Below are 19,234 nucleotides of genomic sequence, written 5' to 3' on the forward strand. Positions count from 1 at the left end.
TAGAATACCTCCCTTCTTAATCGTACTATTTATCTAGAACTTCACCTGATTTTTTTGCTACACGTACTTTTTTGCCGTCTTCCGTCTTAAAACCTACACGAGTTGGCTCGTTAGATTTCGGATCTAGAAGCATAACATTTGATACATGGATAGATGCTTCCTGGCTGATGATCCCGCCTTGCGGATTCATCTGTGAAGGTTTAGCGTGTTTTTTTACAACGTTGATTCCTTCAACTAGCACTCGGTCTTTCTTTGGGAATGAAGCAAGAACAACACCTGTTTTGCCTTTGTCTTTCCCAGTAATGACCATTACTTTATCGCCTTTTTTTACATGCATTTCATCGCACCTCCTTGAATGGCCCAATGCTAATATCTATTAAAGAACTTCTGGAGCTAAAGATACAATTTTCATAAAGTTGCTGTCACGCAGTTCACGGGCAACAGGTCCGAAGATACGAGTTCCACGTGGTCCCTTGTCGTCACGGATAATGACACAAGCGTTCTCGTCGAACTTAATGTAAGTACCGTCTTGACGACGTACACCAGATTTAGTACGTACAACAACTGCTCTGACTACGTCACCTTTTTTAACAACGCCACCTGGTGTTGCTTGTTTTACTGTACACACGATAACATCACCGATGTTAGCTGTCTTGCGTCCAGAACCACCAAGCACTTTAATAGTTAATACTTCACGAGCACCAGAGTTGTCAGCAACTTTTAAACGTGATTCTTGTTGAATCATGTAGGTAACCTCCCTTCGGAATATAAAATATCCGAACAAATATATTAGATAATAACTGCTTTTTCAACAACTTCTACTAAACGGAAACGTTTTGTAGCAGATAGTGGACGAGTCTCCATGATACGTACGATATCGCCTACTTTTGCTTCGTTGTTCTCATCATGAGTTTTAAACTTCTTAGAGTACTTAACGCGCTTGCCGTATAGAGAATGCTTTTTATAAGTTTCTACCATAACCGTTACTGTTTTATCCATTTTGTCGGAAACAACACGGCCAGTGTATACCTTACGTTGGTTGCGGTCACTCATTTAAGCAAACCTCCTCTCATTTATCGATTGTTAACCCCGATCTCTCTTTCACGGATTACAGTTTTCATACGAGCGATCCCTTTGCGGACTTCACGGATGCGAGCTGTATTTTCTAATTGTCCAGTCGCAAGTTGGAAGCGAAGGTTAAATAACTCTTCTTTCAGAGTCTTTACTTTTTGTTCAATTTCAGCAGTGGTTAGGTCACGAATTTCATTACTTTTCATTTGATTCACCACCAATTTCCTCACGTTTTACAAACTTCGTTTTGATTGGAAGTTTATGTGATGCCAGACGAAGCGCTTCACGAGCTACCTCTTCAGAAACACCAGCGATTTCAAACATGATTTTTCCAGGCTTAACTACTGCTACCCAACCTTCTGGAGCACCTTTACCTGAACCCATACGAACTTCTAAAGGTTTTGCTGTGTAAGGTTTATGAGGGAAGATTTTAATCCATACTTTACCGCCACGTTTCATGTAACGAGTCATAGCGATACGAGATGCTTCGATTTGACGGTTTGTGATCCAAGAAGCTTCAACTGCTTGTAAACCGTATTCACCGAACGCTACTTCTTGACCGCCTTTAGCACGTCCACGCATTTTTCCGCGGTGTTCGCGACGATGTTTAACGCGTTTAGGTAATAACATAATTATTTGCCTCCTTCCTCAGATTTCTTTCTTGTAGGAAGAACTTCTCCACGATAGATCCATACTTTAACGCCAAGCTTACCATAAGTTGTGTCAGCTTCTGCATGAGCATAGTCAATGTCAGCGCGTAGAGTATGAAGTGGAACAGTACCTTCACTGTAATGTTCTGAACGAGCGATATCTGCTCCGCCTAAACGACCAGATACTTGTGTTTTGATTCCTTTTGCACCAGCACGCATCGCACGTTGAAGCGATTGTTTCTGAGCACGACGGAAAGAAACACGATTTTCTAATTGGCGAGCGATGTTTTCTGCTACTAATTTAGCATCAACGTCAGCTCTTTTGATTTCAACGATGTTGATGTGTACACGTTTTGAAGTAAGTTCGTTTAATGCTTTACGAAGTGCTTCAACTTCTGTACCACCCTTACCGATAACCATACCAGGTTTAGCTGTATGAACAGTAATGTTAATACGATTTGCTGCGCGTTCGATTTCTACTTTAGAAACAGAAGCGTCAACTAAACGTTTTGCAATATATTCACGTACTTTAATGTCTTCGTGTAATAGATTAGCGTAATCTTTATCTGCGTACCATTTAGATTCCCAATCACGGATTATACCGACACGAAGTCCGACCGGATGTACTTTTTGACCCACAGCTTATCCCTCCTTCTTTTCTGATACGACAAGTGTAATGTGACTTGTACGTTTGTTAATTTGACTTGCACGCCCCATCGCACGAGGACGGAAACGTTTAAGTGTTGGTCCTTCATTTACATAAGCCTCAGTTACCACTAGGCTATTAATATCCATGTCAAAGTTGTGCTCTGCGTTCGCAATAGCAGACTTAAGTACTTTTTCGATTACTGGTGAAGCAGCTTTAGGTGTATGCTTTAAAATAGCAACCGCTTCTCCAACTTGCTTACCTCGGATTAGATCAACGACTAAACGTACTTTACGAGGAGCAATACGTACTGTTCTTGCAACAGCTTTTGCTTGCATTAGGATACCCTCCTCTCAATTAGCGTCTTGTTTTCTTATCATCACTTGCGTGACCTTTGTAAGTACGAGATGGCGCGAATTCACCAAGCTTGTGTCCTACCATGTCTTCAGTGACGTATACAGGTACATGTTTACGACCATCGTAAACTGCGATAGTGTGACCGATGAATGCTGGGAAGATCGTTGAGCGACGAGACCAAGTCTTCACAACTTGTTTGCCTTCAGTTTCGTTCAATTTCTCAACCTTATTCATTAAATGATCATCAACAAAAGGTCCTTTTTTTAAGCTACGACCCATGTTTGAACCTCCCTTCGTGACTGATCTACGGCTCTTTTGAGGAACCGTAGTACAATCCCGTTATTTTTTGCGACGACGCACAATAAATTTATCAGATTTGTTGTTTTTCTTACGTGTCTTGTATCCAAGAGTAGGTTTACCCCATGGAGACATTGGTGATTTACGTCCGATTGGAGCGCGACCTTCACCACCACCGTGTGGGTGATCGTTAGGGTTCATGACAGAACCACGTACTGTTGGGCGTTTACCTAACCAACGAGAACGTCCGGCTTTACCAATGTTGATAAGTTCGTGTTGCTCATTTCCAACTTGACCTATAGTAGCACGACAAGCAGAAAGAATCATACGTGTTTCACCAGAGTTCAAACGTACAAGCACATATTTACCCTCTTTACCAAGTACTTGAGCAGATGTTCCAGCAGAACGAACTAACTGGCCACCCTTACCTGGTTTAAGTTCAATATTGTGTACGATTGTACCAACTGGGATGTTGATAAGTGGTAATGCATTACCTACTTTGATATCTGATTCAGGTCCAGACATTACTTCCATACCTACAACAAGTGTTTTAGGTGCAAGGATGTAACGTTTTTCCCCATCAGCGTAATTGATTAGTGCAATGTTAGCTGAACGGTTTGGATCATATTCGATCGTAGCAACGCGTCCAGGTATACCATCTTTTTCACGTTTGAAATCGATGATACGGTATTGGCGCTTATGACCGCCACCTTGATGACGAACTGTTAACTTACCTTGGTTGTTACGGCCACCCTTTTTGTGCAGGGGTGCTAAAAGTGACTTTTCCGGAGAATCCGTTGTGATTTCAGCAAAATCAGAACTAGTCATGCCGCGACGACCATTAGAGGTAGGTTTATACTTTTTAATCGCCATGTTTTTCCCTCCTCTTCTTAATTAAAGAATTTTATACTTCAAAGAATTCGATTTCTTTACTGTCAGCAGTAAGCTTAACGATTGCTTTACGACGCTTGTTAGTGTAACCAGCGTGTTTACCCATACGCTTGAACTTACCTTTGTAGTTCATGATGTTTACTTTATCTACTTTCACGTCAAAGATTTCTTGAACGGCGTCTTTTACTTGAGTCTTGTTGGCTCTAGTATCAACTTCGAAAGTGTATTTTTTCTCAGACATAAGATCAGTTGAAGCCTCTGTAATTACGGGGCGCTTAATGATTTCACGTACATCCATTATGCGAGCACCTCCTCTACTTTTTCAACAGCTGATTTAGTCATCACTAGTTTGTCATGTCCTAATACATCCAGAACGCTAATTCCTTCTGCAGTAACAACAGTTACACCAGGGATGTTACGAGCTGAAAGTGCTACGTTTTCGTCAAGACCGTCAGTGATTACTAATGTTTTAGAATCAACAGATAGACCTTTAAGAACGTTAGCAAATTCTTTTGTTTTAGGAGCATCAAATGATAATGCTTCTAATACTAAGATGTTTTCTTCTACTACTTTAGAAGAAAGTGCAGATTTAATCGCTAGGCGACGGACTTTCTTAGGAAGTTTGTAGCTGTAGCTGCGTGGAACTGGTCCAAATACGGTACCACCACCGCGCCATTGTGGAGAACGGATTGACCCTTGACGAGCACGGCCTGTTCCTTTTTGACGCCAAGGCTTACGCCCACCGCCACGTACTTCAGAACGATTTTTTACTTTGTGATTACCTTGACGTAAAGACGCTCTTTGCATCAATACTGCTTCAGTCATCACATGTGTGTTTGGTTCAATACCAAAAACAGTGTCATTAAGTTCGATATCACCAACTTTAGAACCGCTTTGGTTAAATAATGCTACTTTCGGCATTCTTGTTTCCTCCTTTCTTGAAAAGTTCTATTAGTTTGCTTTAATAGCTGACTTTACTTTAATCAGTTGTTTCTTAGGGCCAGGTACATTACCTTTTACTAAGATAAGATTACGCTCAGCATCAACTTTTACAATTTCAAGGTTTTGAATTGTAATTTGCTCTCCGCCCATACGTCCAGGTAGCAGTTTCCCTTTGAATACACGGTTTGGATCAACAGGACCCATTGAACCAGGACGACGGTGATAACGAGAACCGTGAGACATAGGTCCGCGAGATTGGTTGTGACGCTTGATAGCACCTTGGAAACCTTTACCTTTTGAAACTCCTGTTACATCTACGATTTCGCCTGCCGCGAAAATATCAACTTTGACTTCTTGACCAACTTCGTACTCTTCTACGTTTACACCGCGAATTTCACGGATGAAGCGCTTAGGAGCAGTTTCAGCTTTAGCAACGTGGCCTCTCTCTGGTTTGTTAGAAAGCTTTTCACGTTTGTCTTCAAAACCTACTTGAATAGCTTCGTAGCCATCAACATCGATAGATTTCTTTTGAAGTACCACGTTTTGAGCAGCTTCAATAACAGTTACAGGGATAAGATCACCGTTTTCAGCGAAAACTTGAGTCATACCAATCTTTCTTCCTAAGATTCCTTTGGTCATAAGTCACACCTCCTAATTATTATGGTTTTTATGAATTAAAGTTTGATTTCGATATCTACACCTGATGGTAAGTCTAAACGCATAAGCGCATCAACTGTTTGAGGTGTTGGGTTTACAATGTCGATTAAGCGTTTATGAGTACGCATTTCGAATTGTTCACGAGAATCTTTGTATTTGTGCACAGCACGCAAAATTGTATAAATTGACTTTTCCGTCGGTAGTGGGATCGGTCCTGAAACCGCCGCACCAGAACGTTTTGCTGTTTCAACAATTTTCTCAGCTGATTGATCAAGAATTCTGTGATCATAAGCCTTTAAACGGATACGAATCTTTTGTTTTGCCATTATTTTCCCTCCTTTATCGCCTATTTTTGAATAGACATTCTCCACAGAAATTTCCCACACACTCGCCATGGCAAAGCGGCCGTGTGTGTCAGCAACCTTCTGTTTCATCGCAGTCAAAGACCAACATTGTCTATTATAACTAAAACACCCAGAAGAAGCAAGGGTTTCTTGCAATTTCTTTATGTTTTGCACACTTTCTCTATTATACAAACGAACCGTTACATTTTCAAGGTTATGCGGTATTTTCACAATATTTAATATAACAATTCTCATTTGGTACAATATGTGTTTCGTGAAAATGAAATCTATTTTTTGAAGAGCGACTGCATGTTGATTTCCACTCCAGTCAACTCGCTTTCCGCGGGGCTGGCGGTGAGCCTCCTCGGGCTTCGCCCTGTGGGGTCTCAAGATCCAGCTACTGCGGCTAGTTCCTCGAGGTCATAAGGCAAATCAACCAAAAAGGCAAAGAACGCCTTTTCGATTGATTCGCCTTATGCTTGTCGGGTCTGACCAAGCCGCCTCCGCTTTTCATCCTGTCCCACGTTTCCCGCAGGAGTCGAGCTGCCTTCCGCTCCAATCAACAAAGGGTTACTTAATACACTGGTATAAAGAAAACAGCTCTAAGATTTTATATAATTTCAAAAGTTCGAATGCGGTCATTAGCTTTAATGAAATAATATTAACATTTCAAGGACCACATTATATATAGAAGAAAGTCGCAAATATATACATTCGTGATAGATGTAAGTATCTTTCTACCTCATAACTCAAAATGAGGGTGAGGTAAGAGAATTTCAGTGCAGAAAAGTACGAAGAATCATTCTAGGTTCTTTGATCAATATCGAACCTGTTAACCATATTGTTGTTTATTCAAAAGCAAAAAATTTGAATTTGGCATTCGCCAGCTGTTGATTGGAGTGCAAGACGGAGACTCCTTCGGGAAAGCGAAATTGGTGAGACCCCGCAGGAGCGATAGCGACGAGGAGGCTCGCCTTTCGCCCGAGGAAAGCGGAGTCTTGCACGGAAATCAACAGCGGTGTCAGAAAGCAAGTCTTATTTCCATGTCTGTACAACAAATTCTTAAATAGCTTGAACATATTCTATTCAGCCAACCATTTCTTCCTTATATTATATTTGAACACAAAAAAACAGATGGACACGAAGTCCATCTGTTTTTGATATCATTGATTACTCAGTGATTGTAGCTACTACTCCAGCACCTACAGTACGTCCACCCTCACGGATAGAGAACTTAGTACCTTCTTCGATAGCGATTGGAGCGATAAGCTCAACAGTCATTTCGATGTTATCGCCAGGCATAACCATTTCTACACCTTCAGGAAGGTTACAGATACCAGTTACGTCAGTTGTACGGAAGTAGAACTGTGGGCGGTAGTTAGTGAAGAATGGAGTGTGACGTCCACCTTCTTCTTTAGAAAGAACATAAACTTCTGCTTTGAACTTTGTGTGTGGAGTGATTGTACCTGGCTTAGCAAGTACTTGTCCACGTTGGATATCTTCACGAGCTACACCACGAAGTAGTGCACCGATGTTGTCTCCAGCTTCAGCATAGTCAAGAAGCTTACGGAACATTTCTACACCTGTTACAGTAGTAGATTTTGGCTCTTCAGAAAGACCGATGATGTCGATAGTGTCTCCAACTTTAACTTGTCCACGCTCAACACGACCTGTAGCAACTGTTCCACGTCCTGTAATTGAGAATACGTCCTCAACAGGCATCATGAATGGCTTGTCAGTGTCACGCTCTGGAGTTGGGATGTAGCTATCTACAGCTTCCATAAGTTCGAAGATTTTCGCTTCCCACTCAGCATCTCCTTCAAGAGCTTTAAGAGCAGAACCTTTGATTACTGGTACATCATCGCCAGGGAAATCGTACTCAGAAAGAAGGTCACGTACTTCCATTTCTACTAATTCAAGTAGTTCTTCGTCGTCTACCATGTCACATTTGTTCATGAATACAACTAGGTATGGAACACCTACTTGACGAGAAAGAAGGATGTGCTCACGAGTTTGTGGCATTGGGCCATCAGCAGCAGAAACTACTAGGATTCCACCATCCATTTGTGCAGCACCAGTGATCATGTTTTTAACATAGTCAGCATGTCCTGGGCAGTCAACGTGTGCATAGTGACGAGTATCAGTTTCATACTCAACGTGTGCAGTAGAGATTGTGATTCCACGTTCTCTTTCTTCTGGAGCACCGTCGATTTGGTCATATGCCATTGCAGTTCCACGACCATACTTCTTGTGAAGTGTAGTTGTGATTGCAGCTGTTAGAGTTGTTTTACCGTGGTCAACGTGACCGATTGTACCGATATTCGCATGTTGCTTGGAACGATCAAATTTTTCCTTACCCATTTGAAAATCCTCCTTTGATTTTAAGAAAATAAGTATATTTTGGGTGCCTCAGAGACAGTAATATAACCATCTCTGACACAACAATTGCTTACATTAGTATTTATACTTTATAAAAGCGAATAAATCAATTATTCACCTTTATTTTTTTTGATGATTTCTTCAGAAATCGATTTAGGTACTTCTTCGTAGTGATCGAAGTGCATGGAGTATGTTCCACGTCCTTGTGTGTTAGAACGAAGGGAAGTTGCATATCCAAACATTTCTGATAGAGGTACGAACGCCTTAACGACTTGAGCGTTACCGCGTGCTTCCATACCTTCTACACGTCCACGACGGGAAGTAACGTCACCCATGATATCTCCAAGGTATTCCTCAGGGATAACAACCTCTACTTTCATCATTGGCTCAAGGATAACCGGCTTACATTTAGAAGCAGCATTCTTAAGGGCCATTGATGCAGCGATTTTGAACGCCATCTCAGAAGAGTCAACGTCATGGTATGAACCATCGAATAATCTTGCTTTAACATCAACAAGTGGGAAACCAGCTAAGACACCATTTTCTAAAGCGTCAGATAGACCGGCTTGTACAGCAGGGATGTATTCACGTGGAACTACACCACCGACGATACCGTTCTCGAATTCGAATCCTTTACCTTCTTCATTAGGTGAGAATTCAATCCAAACGTGTCCGAATTGTCCACGTCCACCAGATTGACGGGCGAACTTACCTTCGACTTTAGCCGTATCACGGAAAGTCTCACGGTAAGATACTTGAGGAGCACCTACGTTTGCTTCTACTTTGAATTCACGTCTCATACGATCAACGATGATATCTAAGTGAAGCTCACCCATACCGGCGATGATAACCTGTCCAGTTTCCTGGTCAGTATGTGCGCGGAATGTTGGATCTTCCTCTTGAAGTTTTTGTAGGGCAGTCGTCATTTTATCCTGGTCAGCCTTTGACTTAGGCTCAACGGATAAAGAGATAACCGGTTCCGGGAATACCATGGATTCTAAGATAACAAGGCTCTTTTCATCACATAGTGTATCTCCAGTACTAGTGTCTTTAAGACCAACTGCTGCTGCAATATCCCCAGCGTAAACTGTAGAGATCTCTTCACGTGAGTTAGCGTGCATTTGCAGGATACGTCCTACGCGCTCACGCTTACCTTTAGAAGAGTTTCTTACGTATGATCCAGAATCCAATGTTCCTGAGTACACACGGAAGAATGTTAATTTACCAACATAAGGGTCAGTTGCAACTTTGAACGCTAATGCAGAGAATGGCGCATCGTCAGTAGATGGACGAGTTACTTCTTCTTCTGTATCAGGTACAAAACCTTTGATATCTTCAACATCTGTTGGTGCTGGAAGATAATCGATAACTGAGTCAATTAGTAATTGAACCCCTTTGTTTTTGAATGCAGATCCACATACTACCGGGTAGAACTCGACAGTTAGTGTAGCCGCACGGATAGCAGCTTTGATTTCTTCGTTAGAAAGCTCTTCACCTTCTAAGTACTTCATCATAAGCTCTTCATCAAGTTCAGATACAGCTTCAATTAGCTTTCCGCGGTATTCTTCAGCTTGTTCTTTGTACTCTTCAGGAATGTCACGGGCTTCTGCGCGAGTTCCAAGATCATCTTCATAGAAGTAAGCTTTCATTTCTACTAAGTCGATGATTCCTTCGAAGTCATCCTCAGCACCGATTGGAAGCTGAATTGGATGTGCATTAGCTTGTAGACGCTCATGTAGTGTACCTACAGAGTAAAGGAAGTCAGCACCGATTTTGTCCATTTTGTTAACGAACACAACACGGGGAACCCCGTAAGTTGTTGCTTGGCGCCATACAGTTTCAGTTTGAGGCTCAACACCAGATTGAGCATCAAGTACTGCTACTGCACCATCAAGTACACGCAGGGAACGTTCAACTTCAACAGTGAAGTCTACGTGTCCAGGTGTATCGATGATGTTGATACGATGGCCTTTCCATTGGGCTGTTGTAGCAGCAGAAGTGATTGTGATACCACGCTCTTGCTCTTGCTCCATCCAGTCCATTTGAGAAGCACCTTCGTGAGTTTCTCCAATTTTATGGATACGACCTGTATAAAATAGGATACGCTCAGTTGCAGTTGTTTTACCGGCATCGATGTGAGCCATGATACCGATATTACGAGTGTTTTCTAAGGAGAACTCTCTAGGCATGCGGTCTTTCTCCTTCCTTATAAAAGAATGTATTGTTTGATTAAGGTCAGATTACCAGCGATAGTGAGCAAACGCTTTGTTCGCTTCAGCCATCTTGTGTGTATCTTCACGCTTCTTGACAGAAGCTCCAGTGTTATTAGCTGCATCAAGGATTTCGTTAGCTAAACGCTCTTCCATTGTCTTCTCACCGCGAAGACGAGAGTAGTTTACTAACCAACGAAGACCTAATGTAGTACGACGCTCTGGACGCACCTCTACAGGTACTTGATAGTTTGAACCACCTACACGACGAGCTTTTACTTCTAATACCGGCATGATATTTTTTAAAGCTGCATCGAATACTTCCATTGCATCTTTACCTGAACGCTCGCTAATGATATCAAACGCTGCGTATAATTTCTTTTGAGCTTTACCTCTTTTACCGTCAATCATAATTTTGTTGATTAAACGAGTAACTAATTTAGAATTGTACATTGGATCAGGTAAAACGTCTCTTTTTGCTACAGGACCTTTACGTGGCATGTGATTTCCTCCTTTCAACGAGAAATGAATTTAAAGTTGTTTTATTATTTTTTAGCTGCTTTAGGGCGCTTAGTTCCGTATTTAGAACGTCCTTGCATACGGCCGTCAACTCCAGCTGTATCAAGCGCACCACGTACGATGTGATAACGTACCCCCGGTAAATCCTTTACACGTCCTCCACGGATAAGAACAACACTGTGCTCTTGAAGGTTATGTCCGATACCAGGAATGTAAGCAGTAACCTCGATTCCATTTGTCAAACGAACACGAGCATATTTACGTAAAGCCGAGTTCGGTTTCTTTGGAGTCATAGTACCAACACGAGTACATACACCACGTTTTTGTGGAGAAGACAAGTTCGTGTGCACCTTCTTAAAGCTGTTATAACCTTTATTAAGAGCTGGTGACTTTGATTTTGTTGATTTTGACTGACGAGGCTTGCGAACTAATTGGTTAATAGTTGGCATTTTGTTTTCCTCCCTTCTTATTTGGTAAGCCCACACATCCAGGTGGTTCTTTTTTGGGTAAAAGTAAAGTTTTTGTAGATCGTTTCTACAAAAACTATTTTACTGTATAATCGCAACAGCTGCTGCTCCAACATCTATTCCGCACGATTTACCAAGTTTCTTCATCGAATCCACTTTGTTAACCGGTACATTAAGATCAATCGCGGCCTGAACTACTTTCGCTGTAACCTTGGGATCAGCATCCTCCGCAATTACAACTTCAGTTACATGACCTGTTTTTAGAGCTTTCACTGCTTGCTTTGTTCCTACAATAATTTCTTTAGCCTGCGCTACTTTTTCATAAGACATTTCATATCCTCCAAAGTAACAGGTTATTAATAGGAGCAACCTTGAATATATTATCATCTTAAAATCTCTATGTCAACATAGTTTTAAAAGATTTATAAAAGCTAACTCTTACGACTGTTGTTTGAGCAATCAAACCAGCCTAAGAGTTAGCCTAAATAGATTACTCTACTGTTACTGTTTCTTCACTAGTATCTTCAGCTAACACCGGTTCCGCTTTACGGTAACGTTGCATACCTGTTCCTGCTGGAACCAGCTTACCGATGATAACATTTTCTTTCAATCCTAGTAACTCATCGCGTTTTCCTTTGATCGCAGCGTCCGTTAACACACGTGTTGTTTCCTGGAATGATGCTGCAGATAAGAAGGAATCTGTTTCAAGTGAAGCCTTGGTGATTCCGAGCAGTACAGGACGTCCTGTTGCCGGAAGCTTACCGCCGAACAATGCTTTCTCGTTCGCATCTCTGAATTGGTGGATATCCATAAGAGTACCTGGAAGTACTTCAGATTCACCAGCATCGATGACGCGGACTTTACGCAACATTTGACGGACCATGACCTCAACGTGTTTGTCGCCGATTTCAACCCCTTGCATACGATATACCTTTTGTACTTCGCGCAATAAGTATTCTTGAACGGCAGACACGTCACGTACTTTAAGAAGTTCTTTTGGATCGATCGAACCTTCAGTGATTTCCTGACCGCGTACAACTTTATCGTTGACAGCGAACTTCAAGCGAGCTGTGTAAGGAGCTGTGTAACTTCTCGTTTCCACATCACCTTGAACGGTAATTTCGTACTGGCGATCTTTTCCTTCACTGATGGAAGTGATCACACCATCAATTTCGGAAATGACAGCTTGACCTTTCGGGTTACGCGCTTCGAAGATCTCTTGGATACGCGGTAAACCTTGTGTGATATCGTCTCCTGCTACCCCACCGGTATGGAATGTACGCATCGTTAACTGAGTACCCGGTTCCCCGATGGATTGCGCAGCGATGATACCAACAGCTTCCCCGACTTCAACTTTTTGACCTGTTGCAAGGTTCGTTCCGTAACATTTCTCACATACACCGTGTCTTGTGTTACATGTGAAGGCAGAACGGATTGAAACATGTTCGACGCCAGCATCAATAATCGTCTTAGCCAAGTCTTCTGTGATCAGCTGATTTTCTGTAATGATGATTTCATCTGTCTCAGGGTGACGCAATGTCTTGCGTGAGTAACGACCAAGTAAACGTTCTTCAAGAGGTTCGATGATTTCCGTACCCTCTTTAATGGAGCCTACGAGTAGGCCTCTGTCCGTTCCACAGTCTTCTTCACGAACGATAACGTCCTGGGCAACGTCAACAAGTCGACGTGTCAGGTAACCTGAGTCAGCTGTTTTCAGTGCTGTATCGGCAAGACCTTTACGGGCACCATGTGTAGAGATGAAGTATTCAAGAACCGTCAAACCTTCACGGAAACTTGATTTGATCGGTAACTCGATGATACGACCAGCCGGGTTGGCCATCAGTCCACGCATACCGGCAAGCTGAGTGAAGTTAGATGCGTTACCACGGGCACCTGAGTCACTCATCATGAAGATCGGGTTGCGTTTATCCAGTGTCGCCATTAACTTACCTTGGATCGTATCTTTCGCTGCACTCCAGATGGAGATAACGCGATCGTACCTTTCATCCTCTGTAATCAGACCGCGTTTAAATTGCTTTAATACGTTGTCTACCTTACTTTGGGCTTCAATCAGGATTTCCTCTTTTTCCGCTAATACTACGATATCTGCAATACCTACAGTAATACCGGCTTTAGTGGAATATTTGAATCCAAGGTCCTTCATCTTATCAAGCATACGAGATGTTTCCGTAATGGCAAACTTCTTGAATACTTCTGCAATGATATTCCCTAAGAATCCTTTTTTGAATGGATTAATTAACTCACGGTTTTGGAATACTTCCTTAACGTCCGTTGTTGAATCAACAAAGTAGTTCTCAGGAGTCGCAACTTCCAGGTTCGTTCTTGTTGGCTCATTTATGAACGGGAATGTATCAGGTAAGATTTCATTAAAGATCACTTTACCTACCGTTGTTAATAGTAATTGTTTATTTTGCTTATCAGTGAACGTTTTGTTATTGATGGTACTTGCATGAATCGCAATTCGGGTATGCAAGTGTACATAGCCATTTTGATATGCAAGGATGACTTCGTTTGCATCGTTGAAGATCATTCCTTCACCAACAGCATTTTCACGTTCTAGAGTCAGATAATAGTTACCTAGTACCATATCCTGGGACGGTGTAACAACAGGTTTACCGTCTTTCGGATTTAGGATGTTTTGGGCAGCAAGCATGAGCATGCGCGCTTCAGCTTGAGCTTCAGAAGATAGTGGTACGTGAACCGCCATTTGGTCACCATCGAAATCCGCATTGTATGCTGTACATACAAGTGGGTGAAGACGGATCGCTCTACCTTCGACAAGAGTTGGTTCAAATGCTTGAATACCCAGTCTGTGAAGAGTAGGTGCACGGTTTAAAAGAACTGGATGTTCTTTGATAACCCCTTCTAATACATCCCATACTTCCGGCTGTACGCGTTCGATCTTGCGCTTCGCACTTTTAATGTTGTGAGCCAGTCCTTTTTCAACGAGTTCTTTCATAACGAATGGCTTGAATAACTCAAGAGCCATTTCTTTAGGAAGACCGCATTGGTACATCTTAAGATTAGGTCCAACAACGATTACAGAACGACCGGAATAATCGACACGCTTACCAAGAAGGTTTTGACGGAAACGGCCTTGCTTCCCTTTAAGCATATGCGAAAGGGATTTTAACGGGCGGTTACCCGGTCCAGTAACTGGACGGCCACGACGACCATTATCAATTAAAGCATCAACCGCTTCTTGAAGCATACGCTTCTCATTTTGAACGATGATGCTTGGAGCACCAAGGTCCAATAAACGTTTAAGACGGTTATTACGGTTAATAACACGACGATATAAATCATTCAAGTCAGAAGTCGCAAAGCGTCCACCGTCAAGTTGGACCATCGGGCGAAGCTCCGGAGGAATGACAGGAAGTACATCAAGAATCATCCAATCCGGATCATTTCCTGAGTTTCTGAAAGATTCCACCACTTCTAAACGTTTGATTGCACGGGTACGGCGCTGACCTTGAGCTGTTTTCAGTTCTTCTTTCAAGAAATCAGCTTCTTTATCCAGGTCAATGTCCTGCAGAAGCTTTTTAATCGCTTCAGCTCCCATTGCAGCTTGGAATTTCACTCCGTATTTCTCACGGTATGCACGGTATTCTTTTTCAGAAAGAAGTTGCTTTCTTTCAAGGGCCGTGTCACCTGGTTCTGTTACAACATAAGAAGCAAAGTAGATGACTTCTTCCAAAGCACGAGGAGACATGTCTAAAACAAGACCCATACGGCTAGGGATTCCTTTGAAGTACCAGATGTGAGATACAGGGGCAGCAAGTTCGATGTGCCCCATACGCTCACGACGGACTTTAGCCTTTGTTACTTCAACACCACAGCGGTCACAAACAACGCCTTTGTAACGTACACGTTTGTATTTACCACAATGACATTCCCAGTCCTTTGTAGGACCAAAGATACGTTCACAGAATAAACCATCTTTTTCTGGTTTTAATGTACGATAGTTAATCGTTTCGGGCTTTTTAACTTCCCCGAAAGACCAAGAACGGATCTTATCGGGGGAAGCTAAACCAATTTTCATATACTCAAAATTATTTACATCTAGCAAGGGGCCTACCTCCCTTTTAATCTACAGGCTCTAACCCTAATTGCTCTAAATTTATTCTTTTGACCCTACTGTCTCGGATTCTTGTGCATTAGATTCAGAGATATTTAGCGTGTCTGCTTGTTGTACTTCTTCTTCGTCCTCTAAGTCGCGCATTTCAATTTCTTCTTCGTTACTAGAGAGGATCTTGACATCCATACCTAAACTTTGAAGCTCTTTGATCAGAACTTTGAATGATTCCGGAACTCCAGGTTCAGGAACGTTTTCACCTTTGACAATGGCTTCATATGTTTTCACACGACCCACAACGTCATCAGATTTAACTGTAAGAATTTCTTGCAGAGTGTATGCAGCACCGTATGCTTCAAGTGCCCATACCTCCATTTCACCGAAACGCTGTCCACCGAATTGAGCTTTCCCTCCGAGTGGTTGCTGCGTAACAAGTGAGTAAGGACCTGTTGAACGAGCGTGAAGTTTGTCATCAACCATGTGGGCAAGTTTGATCATATACATAATTCCCACTGATACACGGTTGTCAAACGGTTCACCTGTTCTACCATCGTACAGAACGGTTTTCGCATCACGTGCCATACCCGCTTCTTCGATCGTTGCCCAAACATCTTCCTCACGCGCTCCATCAAATACTGGTGAAGCAACATGAATACCAAGATATCTGGCTGCCATACCCAAGTGAAGCTCGAGCACCTGTCCGATATTCATACGAGATGGTACCCCCAGCGGGTTAAGCATGATATCGATCGGTGTACCGTCCGGTAAGAACGGCATGTCCTCTTCAGGCAGGATTTTTGAGATAACACCTTTGTTCCCGTGACGGCCAGCCATTTTGTCACCTTCAGAAATCTTACGCTTCTGAACGATGTATACACGTACAAGCTGATTCACACCCGGTGGTAATTCGTCGCCGTCCTCACGGTTGAAGACTTTAACATCGAGGATGATTCCTCCTCCACCATGTGGTACACGGAGAGATGTATCACGTACTTCACGGGCCTTCTCACCGAAGATTGCATGCAATAAGCGCTCTTCAGCCGTAAGCTCCGTTACACCTTTAGGCGTTACTTTACCGACAAGTAAGTCGCCATCTTTCACTTCTGCACCGATGCGGATGATTCCACGCTCGTCAAGATTGCGAAGTGCATCTTCACCAACGTTTGGAATATCACGAGTGATTTCTTCAGGTCCCAATTTCGTGTCACGAGATTCAGACTCATATTCTTCAATATGAATAGAAGTATATACATCGTCTTTCACAAGACGTTCACTCATGATGATCGCATCTTCATAGTTGTAACCGTCCCAAGTCATGAATCCAACCATTACGTTACGTCCTAAGGCGAGTTCGCCTTTCTCCATGGAAGGACCATCAGCAAGGATTTCCCCTTTTACTACACGGTCGCCTTCACTTACGATCGGACGCTGGTTGTAACATGTACCTTGGTTGGAACGGATGAATTTCTGCATACGATACTTATCGAGGTCACCTTTCACTTCCTGACCATCGATTTCTTTCACACGACGTACCCAAACTTGTTTCGCTTCAACCTTTTCAACGATACCTTCATATTTACAAATCACGGCTGCACCGGAGTCTTTCGCAGATACGTGTTCCATACCTGTTCCGACGATCGGTGATTCCGGATTCATCAAAGGCACTGCTTGACGTTGCATGTTTGCTCCCATTAGAGCACGGTTGGAGTCATCGTTCTCTAAGAATGGAATACATGCAGTCGCTGCTGATACTACTTGTTTAGGGGATACATCCATGTAGTCAAGACGTTCACGCTTGATGACCGTGTTCTCTCCACGGAAACGTGCGATGACTTCTTCATCAAGGAACGCGCCGTCTTCTCCAAGGCGTGCGTTTGCTTGAGCCACTACATAGTTATCTTCTTCGTCGGCTGTCAGGTAATCGATACGATTGGTTACCATCCCAGTGTCAGGGTCGACACGACGATACGGTGTTTCGATAAAGCCGAATTTATTCACTTTCGCAAAGGAAGAAAGTGAGTTGATTAGTCCGATGTTCGGACCCTCAGGTGTTTCAATCGGACACATACGACCATAGTGGGAGTAATGTACGTCACGCACTTCGAAACCGGCACGTTCACGTGTTAATCCTCCAGGCCCTAAAGCAGAAAGACGACGTTTGTGCGTTAATTCTGCAAGAGGATTCGTTTGATCCATGAATTGAGACAATTGAGAGCTTCCAAAGAACTCTTTAATGGATGCAATAACAGGACGGATGTTGATCAGTTGTTGAGGCGTGATCGTGTTTGTGTCCTGAATGGACATTCTTTCACGAACGACACGCTCCATACGTGATAAACCGATACGGAATTGATTTTGTAGTAATTCACCAACCGAACGTAAACGACGGTTACCTAAATGGTCAATATCATCTGTCAGTCCTACTCCATGCAATAAGTTAAAGAAGTAAGAGATAGAAGAAATGATATCAGCAGGTGTAATGTACTTAACCTCTTCTTCAACATACGCATTGCTGATTACGTTGATTTCGAATTCTCCCTCTTCGTTAGGAGAATAAATCTTGATAGATTGAAGAACGACATCTTCTTCTAATACGCCGCCGGATTGTTGGTAGTTTTTGAAACCAATGCCGTTTTCTAAATAAGGAATTACCTTATCAAGGGCGCGACGGTCAAGAACCGTGCCTTTCTCTGCCAAAATCTCCCCCGTTTCGGGATCTGCTAGAGTTTCTGCTAGAGTCTGACCGAATAAACGGTTTTTAATGTGTAGCTTTTTGTTCATTTTGTAACGTCCAACGTTTGCTAAGTCATAACGCTTAGGATCAAAGAAACGAGAAACGAGTAAACTTTTAGCATTTTCTACTGTAGGAGGCTCTCCTGGACGCAGACGCTCATAAATCTCGAGCAATGCCTTGTCGATACCTTCCGTGTTGTCTTTCTCGAGCGTGTTACGAATGTACTCATTATCACCGATCAGATCGATGATTTCTTGATCAGAGCCAAACCCAAGGGCACGTAAAAGAACCGTTACCGGTAGTTTGCGAGTTCGATCAATTCGCACATATACAACATCTTTTGCATCTGTTTCATACTCAAGCCAAGCTCCGCGGTTTGGTATAACGGTAGCAGTAAACCCTTTCTTTCCGTTCTTATCTACTTTTCCACTAAAGTAAACACTAGGTGAACGCACTAGCTGAGAAACGATAACACGCTCAGCACCATTAATGACAAAGGTTCCTGTGTCTGTCATTAATGGGAAATCACCCATAAATACGTCTTGATCTTTCACTTCTCCTGTTTCTTTGTTCACAAGACGGACTTTTACTCTAAGCGGTGCAGAGTAAGTAACATCTCTTTCCTTTGATTCTTCCACCGAGTACTTTGGCTCTCCCAGACTATAATCAATAAATTCCAAAGAGAGATTACCAGTGAAGTCCTCAATCGGAGAAATGTCACGGAACATTTCTCTTAACCCCTCATCAAGAAACCATTGATACGAGGAAGTTTGAATTTCGATTAGATTCGGTAATTCTAAAACTTCACTGATACGCGCAAAACTTCTGCGTTGGCGGTGTCGTCCATACTGAACTAGTTGACCTGTCAACTGATTCACCCCTCAAATCAAGCGTTTTGGTTGTGTCTATATGCCTTAAAGTAGGATTACTACTCTACACAAGACAAAAAGAAAAAGGGTTTTAATGATAAAACC

Annotated in this window: 20 protein-coding genes; all 20 read right to left on the minus strand. The window is 42.5% G+C overall.

Features of this window, described 5'->3' with window-relative positions; all coding sequences use genetic code 11:
- Nucleotides 1-25 precede the first annotated feature (25 nt).
- Nucleotides 26-337, minus strand: a complete 312-nt coding sequence (rplX, locus tag JI667_RS19225; RefSeq protein ID WP_206857907.1) for a 50S ribosomal protein L24 — start codon at nucleotides 335-337, stop codon at nucleotides 26-28.
- A 39-nt stretch (nucleotides 338-376) separates the two neighbouring features.
- Nucleotides 377-745, minus strand: a complete 369-nt coding sequence (rplN, locus tag JI667_RS19230; RefSeq protein ID WP_060674112.1) for a 50S ribosomal protein L14 — start codon at nucleotides 743-745, stop codon at nucleotides 377-379.
- A gap of 44 nt (nucleotides 746-789) precedes the next feature.
- Nucleotides 790-1,053 (minus strand): 30S ribosomal protein S17, encoded by a 264-nt coding sequence (gene rpsQ / locus JI667_RS19235; RefSeq protein ID WP_032085279.1) that lies wholly within the window; start codon nucleotides 1,051-1,053, stop codon nucleotides 790-792.
- A gap of 20 nt (nucleotides 1,054-1,073) precedes the next feature.
- On the minus strand, nucleotides 1,074-1,277 hold the full coding sequence (gene rpmC, locus JI667_RS19240; protein ID WP_060674114.1) for a 50S ribosomal protein L29: 204 nt from the start codon (nucleotides 1,275-1,277) through the stop codon (nucleotides 1,074-1,076).
- On the minus strand, nucleotides 1,267-1,701 hold the full coding sequence (gene rplP, locus JI667_RS19245; protein WP_060674116.1) for a 50S ribosomal protein L16: 435 nt from the start codon (nucleotides 1,699-1,701) through the stop codon (nucleotides 1,267-1,269). Before rplP ends, rpmC begins: the two co-directional genes overlap by 11 nt.
- A gap of 2 nt (nucleotides 1,702-1,703) precedes the next feature.
- Entirely contained in the window at nucleotides 1,704-2,360 is a 657-nt protein-coding gene (gene rpsC, locus JI667_RS19250; protein WP_060674118.1) for a 30S ribosomal protein S3, read from the minus strand.
- A 3-nt stretch (nucleotides 2,361-2,363) separates the two neighbouring features.
- The gene (gene rplV / locus JI667_RS19255; RefSeq protein ID WP_034765976.1) at nucleotides 2,364-2,705 is read right to left on the minus strand and encodes a 50S ribosomal protein L22; all 342 of its coding nucleotides are present in this window, start codon (nucleotides 2,703-2,705) and stop codon (nucleotides 2,364-2,366) included.
- A 19-nt stretch (nucleotides 2,706-2,724) separates the two neighbouring features.
- Nucleotides 2,725-3,003 carry a 30S ribosomal protein S19 gene (gene rpsS / locus JI667_RS19260; protein ID WP_060674120.1) on the minus strand — a complete coding sequence of 93 codons (279 nt, stop codon included), beginning with the start codon at nucleotides 3,001-3,003 and terminating at the stop codon, nucleotides 2,725-2,727.
- Nucleotides 3,004-3,063: 60 nt separating this feature from the next.
- Entirely contained in the window at nucleotides 3,064-3,894 is an 831-nt protein-coding gene (rplB, locus tag JI667_RS19265; RefSeq protein WP_201716420.1) for a 50S ribosomal protein L2, read from the minus strand.
- Between the two features lie 31 nt (nucleotides 3,895-3,925).
- Nucleotides 3,926-4,210 carry a 50S ribosomal protein L23 gene (rplW, locus tag JI667_RS19270; protein ID WP_211201344.1) on the minus strand — a complete coding sequence of 95 codons (285 nt, stop codon included), beginning with the start codon at nucleotides 4,208-4,210 and terminating at the stop codon, nucleotides 3,926-3,928.
- Nucleotides 4,210-4,833 (minus strand): 50S ribosomal protein L4, encoded by a 624-nt coding sequence (gene rplD, locus JI667_RS19275; RefSeq protein WP_206857909.1) that lies wholly within the window; start codon nucleotides 4,831-4,833, stop codon nucleotides 4,210-4,212. The genes rplW and rplD overlap by 1 nt, the downstream gene beginning before the upstream one ends.
- Before the next feature lie 30 nt (nucleotides 4,834-4,863).
- A complete protein-coding gene (rplC, locus tag JI667_RS19280; protein ID WP_044340523.1) occupies nucleotides 4,864-5,493 on the minus strand; it encodes a 50S ribosomal protein L3 in 630 nt (209 codons plus the stop codon).
- A gap of 35 nt (nucleotides 5,494-5,528) precedes the next feature.
- A complete protein-coding gene (gene rpsJ / locus JI667_RS19285; protein ID WP_034676072.1) occupies nucleotides 5,529-5,837 on the minus strand; it encodes a 30S ribosomal protein S10 in 309 nt (102 codons plus the stop codon).
- A gap of 1,188 nt (nucleotides 5,838-7,025) precedes the next feature.
- Nucleotides 7,026-8,216 carry an elongation factor Tu gene (tuf, locus tag JI667_RS19290; RefSeq protein WP_034765989.1) on the minus strand — a complete coding sequence of 397 codons (1,191 nt, stop codon included), beginning with the start codon at nucleotides 8,214-8,216 and terminating at the stop codon, nucleotides 7,026-7,028.
- Between the two features lie 128 nt (nucleotides 8,217-8,344).
- Nucleotides 8,345-10,423 carry an elongation factor G gene (gene fusA / locus JI667_RS19295; RefSeq protein ID WP_206857910.1) on the minus strand — a complete coding sequence of 693 codons (2,079 nt, stop codon included), beginning with the start codon at nucleotides 10,421-10,423 and terminating at the stop codon, nucleotides 8,345-8,347.
- 51 nt (nucleotides 10,424-10,474) lie between these two features.
- On the minus strand, nucleotides 10,475-10,945 hold the full coding sequence (rpsG, locus tag JI667_RS19300; protein ID WP_034765993.1) for a 30S ribosomal protein S7: 471 nt from the start codon (nucleotides 10,943-10,945) through the stop codon (nucleotides 10,475-10,477).
- 44 nt (nucleotides 10,946-10,989) lie between these two features.
- Nucleotides 10,990-11,412 carry a 30S ribosomal protein S12 gene (gene rpsL / locus JI667_RS19305; RefSeq protein ID WP_034765995.1) on the minus strand — a complete coding sequence of 141 codons (423 nt, stop codon included), beginning with the start codon at nucleotides 11,410-11,412 and terminating at the stop codon, nucleotides 10,990-10,992.
- 99 nt (nucleotides 11,413-11,511) lie between these two features.
- Nucleotides 11,512-11,760: a 50S ribosomal protein L7ae-like protein gene (locus JI667_RS19310; protein WP_206857911.1), complete on the minus strand. Its 249-nt coding sequence runs from the start codon at nucleotides 11,758-11,760 to the stop codon at nucleotides 11,512-11,514.
- 160 nt (nucleotides 11,761-11,920) lie between these two features.
- On the minus strand, nucleotides 11,921-15,520 hold the full coding sequence (gene rpoC / locus JI667_RS19315) for a DNA-directed RNA polymerase subunit beta' (protein WP_206857912.1): 3,600 nt from the start codon (nucleotides 15,518-15,520) through the stop codon (nucleotides 11,921-11,923).
- A gap of 51 nt (nucleotides 15,521-15,571) precedes the next feature.
- Nucleotides 15,572-19,129, minus strand: coding sequence for a DNA-directed RNA polymerase subunit beta (gene rpoB / locus JI667_RS19320; protein WP_206857915.1), 3,558 nt, complete (start codon nucleotides 19,127-19,129; stop codon nucleotides 15,572-15,574).
- Nucleotides 19,130-19,234: the final 105 nt, after the last annotated feature.

The sequence above is a fragment of the Bacillus sp. NTK074B genome (assembly GCF_017303375.1).
In the GTDB taxonomy this organism is placed as follows: domain Bacteria; phylum Bacillota; class Bacilli; order Bacillales; family Bacillaceae_B; genus Rossellomorea.

What these genes read in the sequence shown, in the direction of transcription:
- tuf (WP_034765989.1), bottom strand. Translation starts at nt 8,216, where the DNA reads ATGGGTAAGGAAAAATTTGATCGTTCCAAGCAACATGCGAATATCGGT.
- rplN (WP_060674112.1), bottom strand. Translation starts at nt 745, where the DNA reads ATGATTCAACAAGAATCACGTTTAAAAGTTGCTGACAACTCTGGTGCT.
- rpmC (WP_060674114.1), bottom strand. Translation starts at nt 1,277, where the DNA reads ATGAAAAGTAATGAAATTCGTGACCTAACCACTGCTGAAATTGAACAA.
- JI667_RS19310 (WP_206857911.1), bottom strand. Translation starts at nt 11,760, where the DNA reads ATGTCTTATGAAAAAGTAGCGCAGGCTAAAGAAATTATTGTAGGAACA.
- rpsG (WP_034765993.1), bottom strand. Translation starts at nt 10,945, where the DNA reads ATGCCACGTAAAGGTCCTGTAGCAAAAAGAGACGTTTTACCTGATCCA.
- rplX (WP_206857907.1), bottom strand. Translation starts at nt 337, where the DNA reads ATGCATGTAAAAAAAGGCGATAAAGTAATGGTCATTACTGGGAAAGAC.
- rplV (WP_034765976.1), bottom strand. Translation starts at nt 2,705, where the DNA reads ATGCAAGCAAAAGCTGTTGCAAGAACAGTACGTATTGCTCCTCGTAAA.
- rplW (WP_211201344.1), bottom strand. Translation starts at nt 4,210, where the DNA reads ATGGATGTACGTGAAATCATTAAGCGCCCCGTAATTACAGAGGCTTCA.
- rpsL (WP_034765995.1), bottom strand. Translation starts at nt 11,412, where the DNA reads ATGCCAACTATTAACCAATTAGTTCGCAAGCCTCGTCAGTCAAAATCA.
- rplD (WP_206857909.1), bottom strand. Translation starts at nt 4,833, where the DNA reads ATGCCGAAAGTAGCATTATTTAACCAAAGCGGTTCTAAAGTTGGTGAT.
- rpsS (WP_060674120.1), bottom strand. Translation starts at nt 3,003, where the DNA reads ATGGGTCGTAGCTTAAAAAAAGGACCTTTTGTTGATGATCATTTAATG.
- rpsJ (WP_034676072.1), bottom strand. Translation starts at nt 5,837, where the DNA reads ATGGCAAAACAAAAGATTCGTATCCGTTTAAAGGCTTATGATCACAGA.
- rplC (WP_044340523.1), bottom strand. Translation starts at nt 5,493, where the DNA reads ATGACCAAAGGAATCTTAGGAAGAAAGATTGGTATGACTCAAGTTTTC.
- rplB (WP_201716420.1), bottom strand. Translation starts at nt 3,894, where the DNA reads ATGGCGATTAAAAAGTATAAACCTACCTCTAATGGTCGTCGCGGCATG.
- rplP (WP_060674116.1), bottom strand. Translation starts at nt 1,701, where the DNA reads ATGTTATTACCTAAACGCGTTAAACATCGTCGCGAACACCGCGGAAAA.
- rpsQ (WP_032085279.1), bottom strand. Translation starts at nt 1,053, where the DNA reads ATGAGTGACCGCAACCAACGTAAGGTATACACTGGCCGTGTTGTTTCC.
- fusA (WP_206857910.1), bottom strand. Translation starts at nt 10,423, where the DNA reads ATGCCTAGAGAGTTCTCCTTAGAAAACACTCGTAATATCGGTATCATG.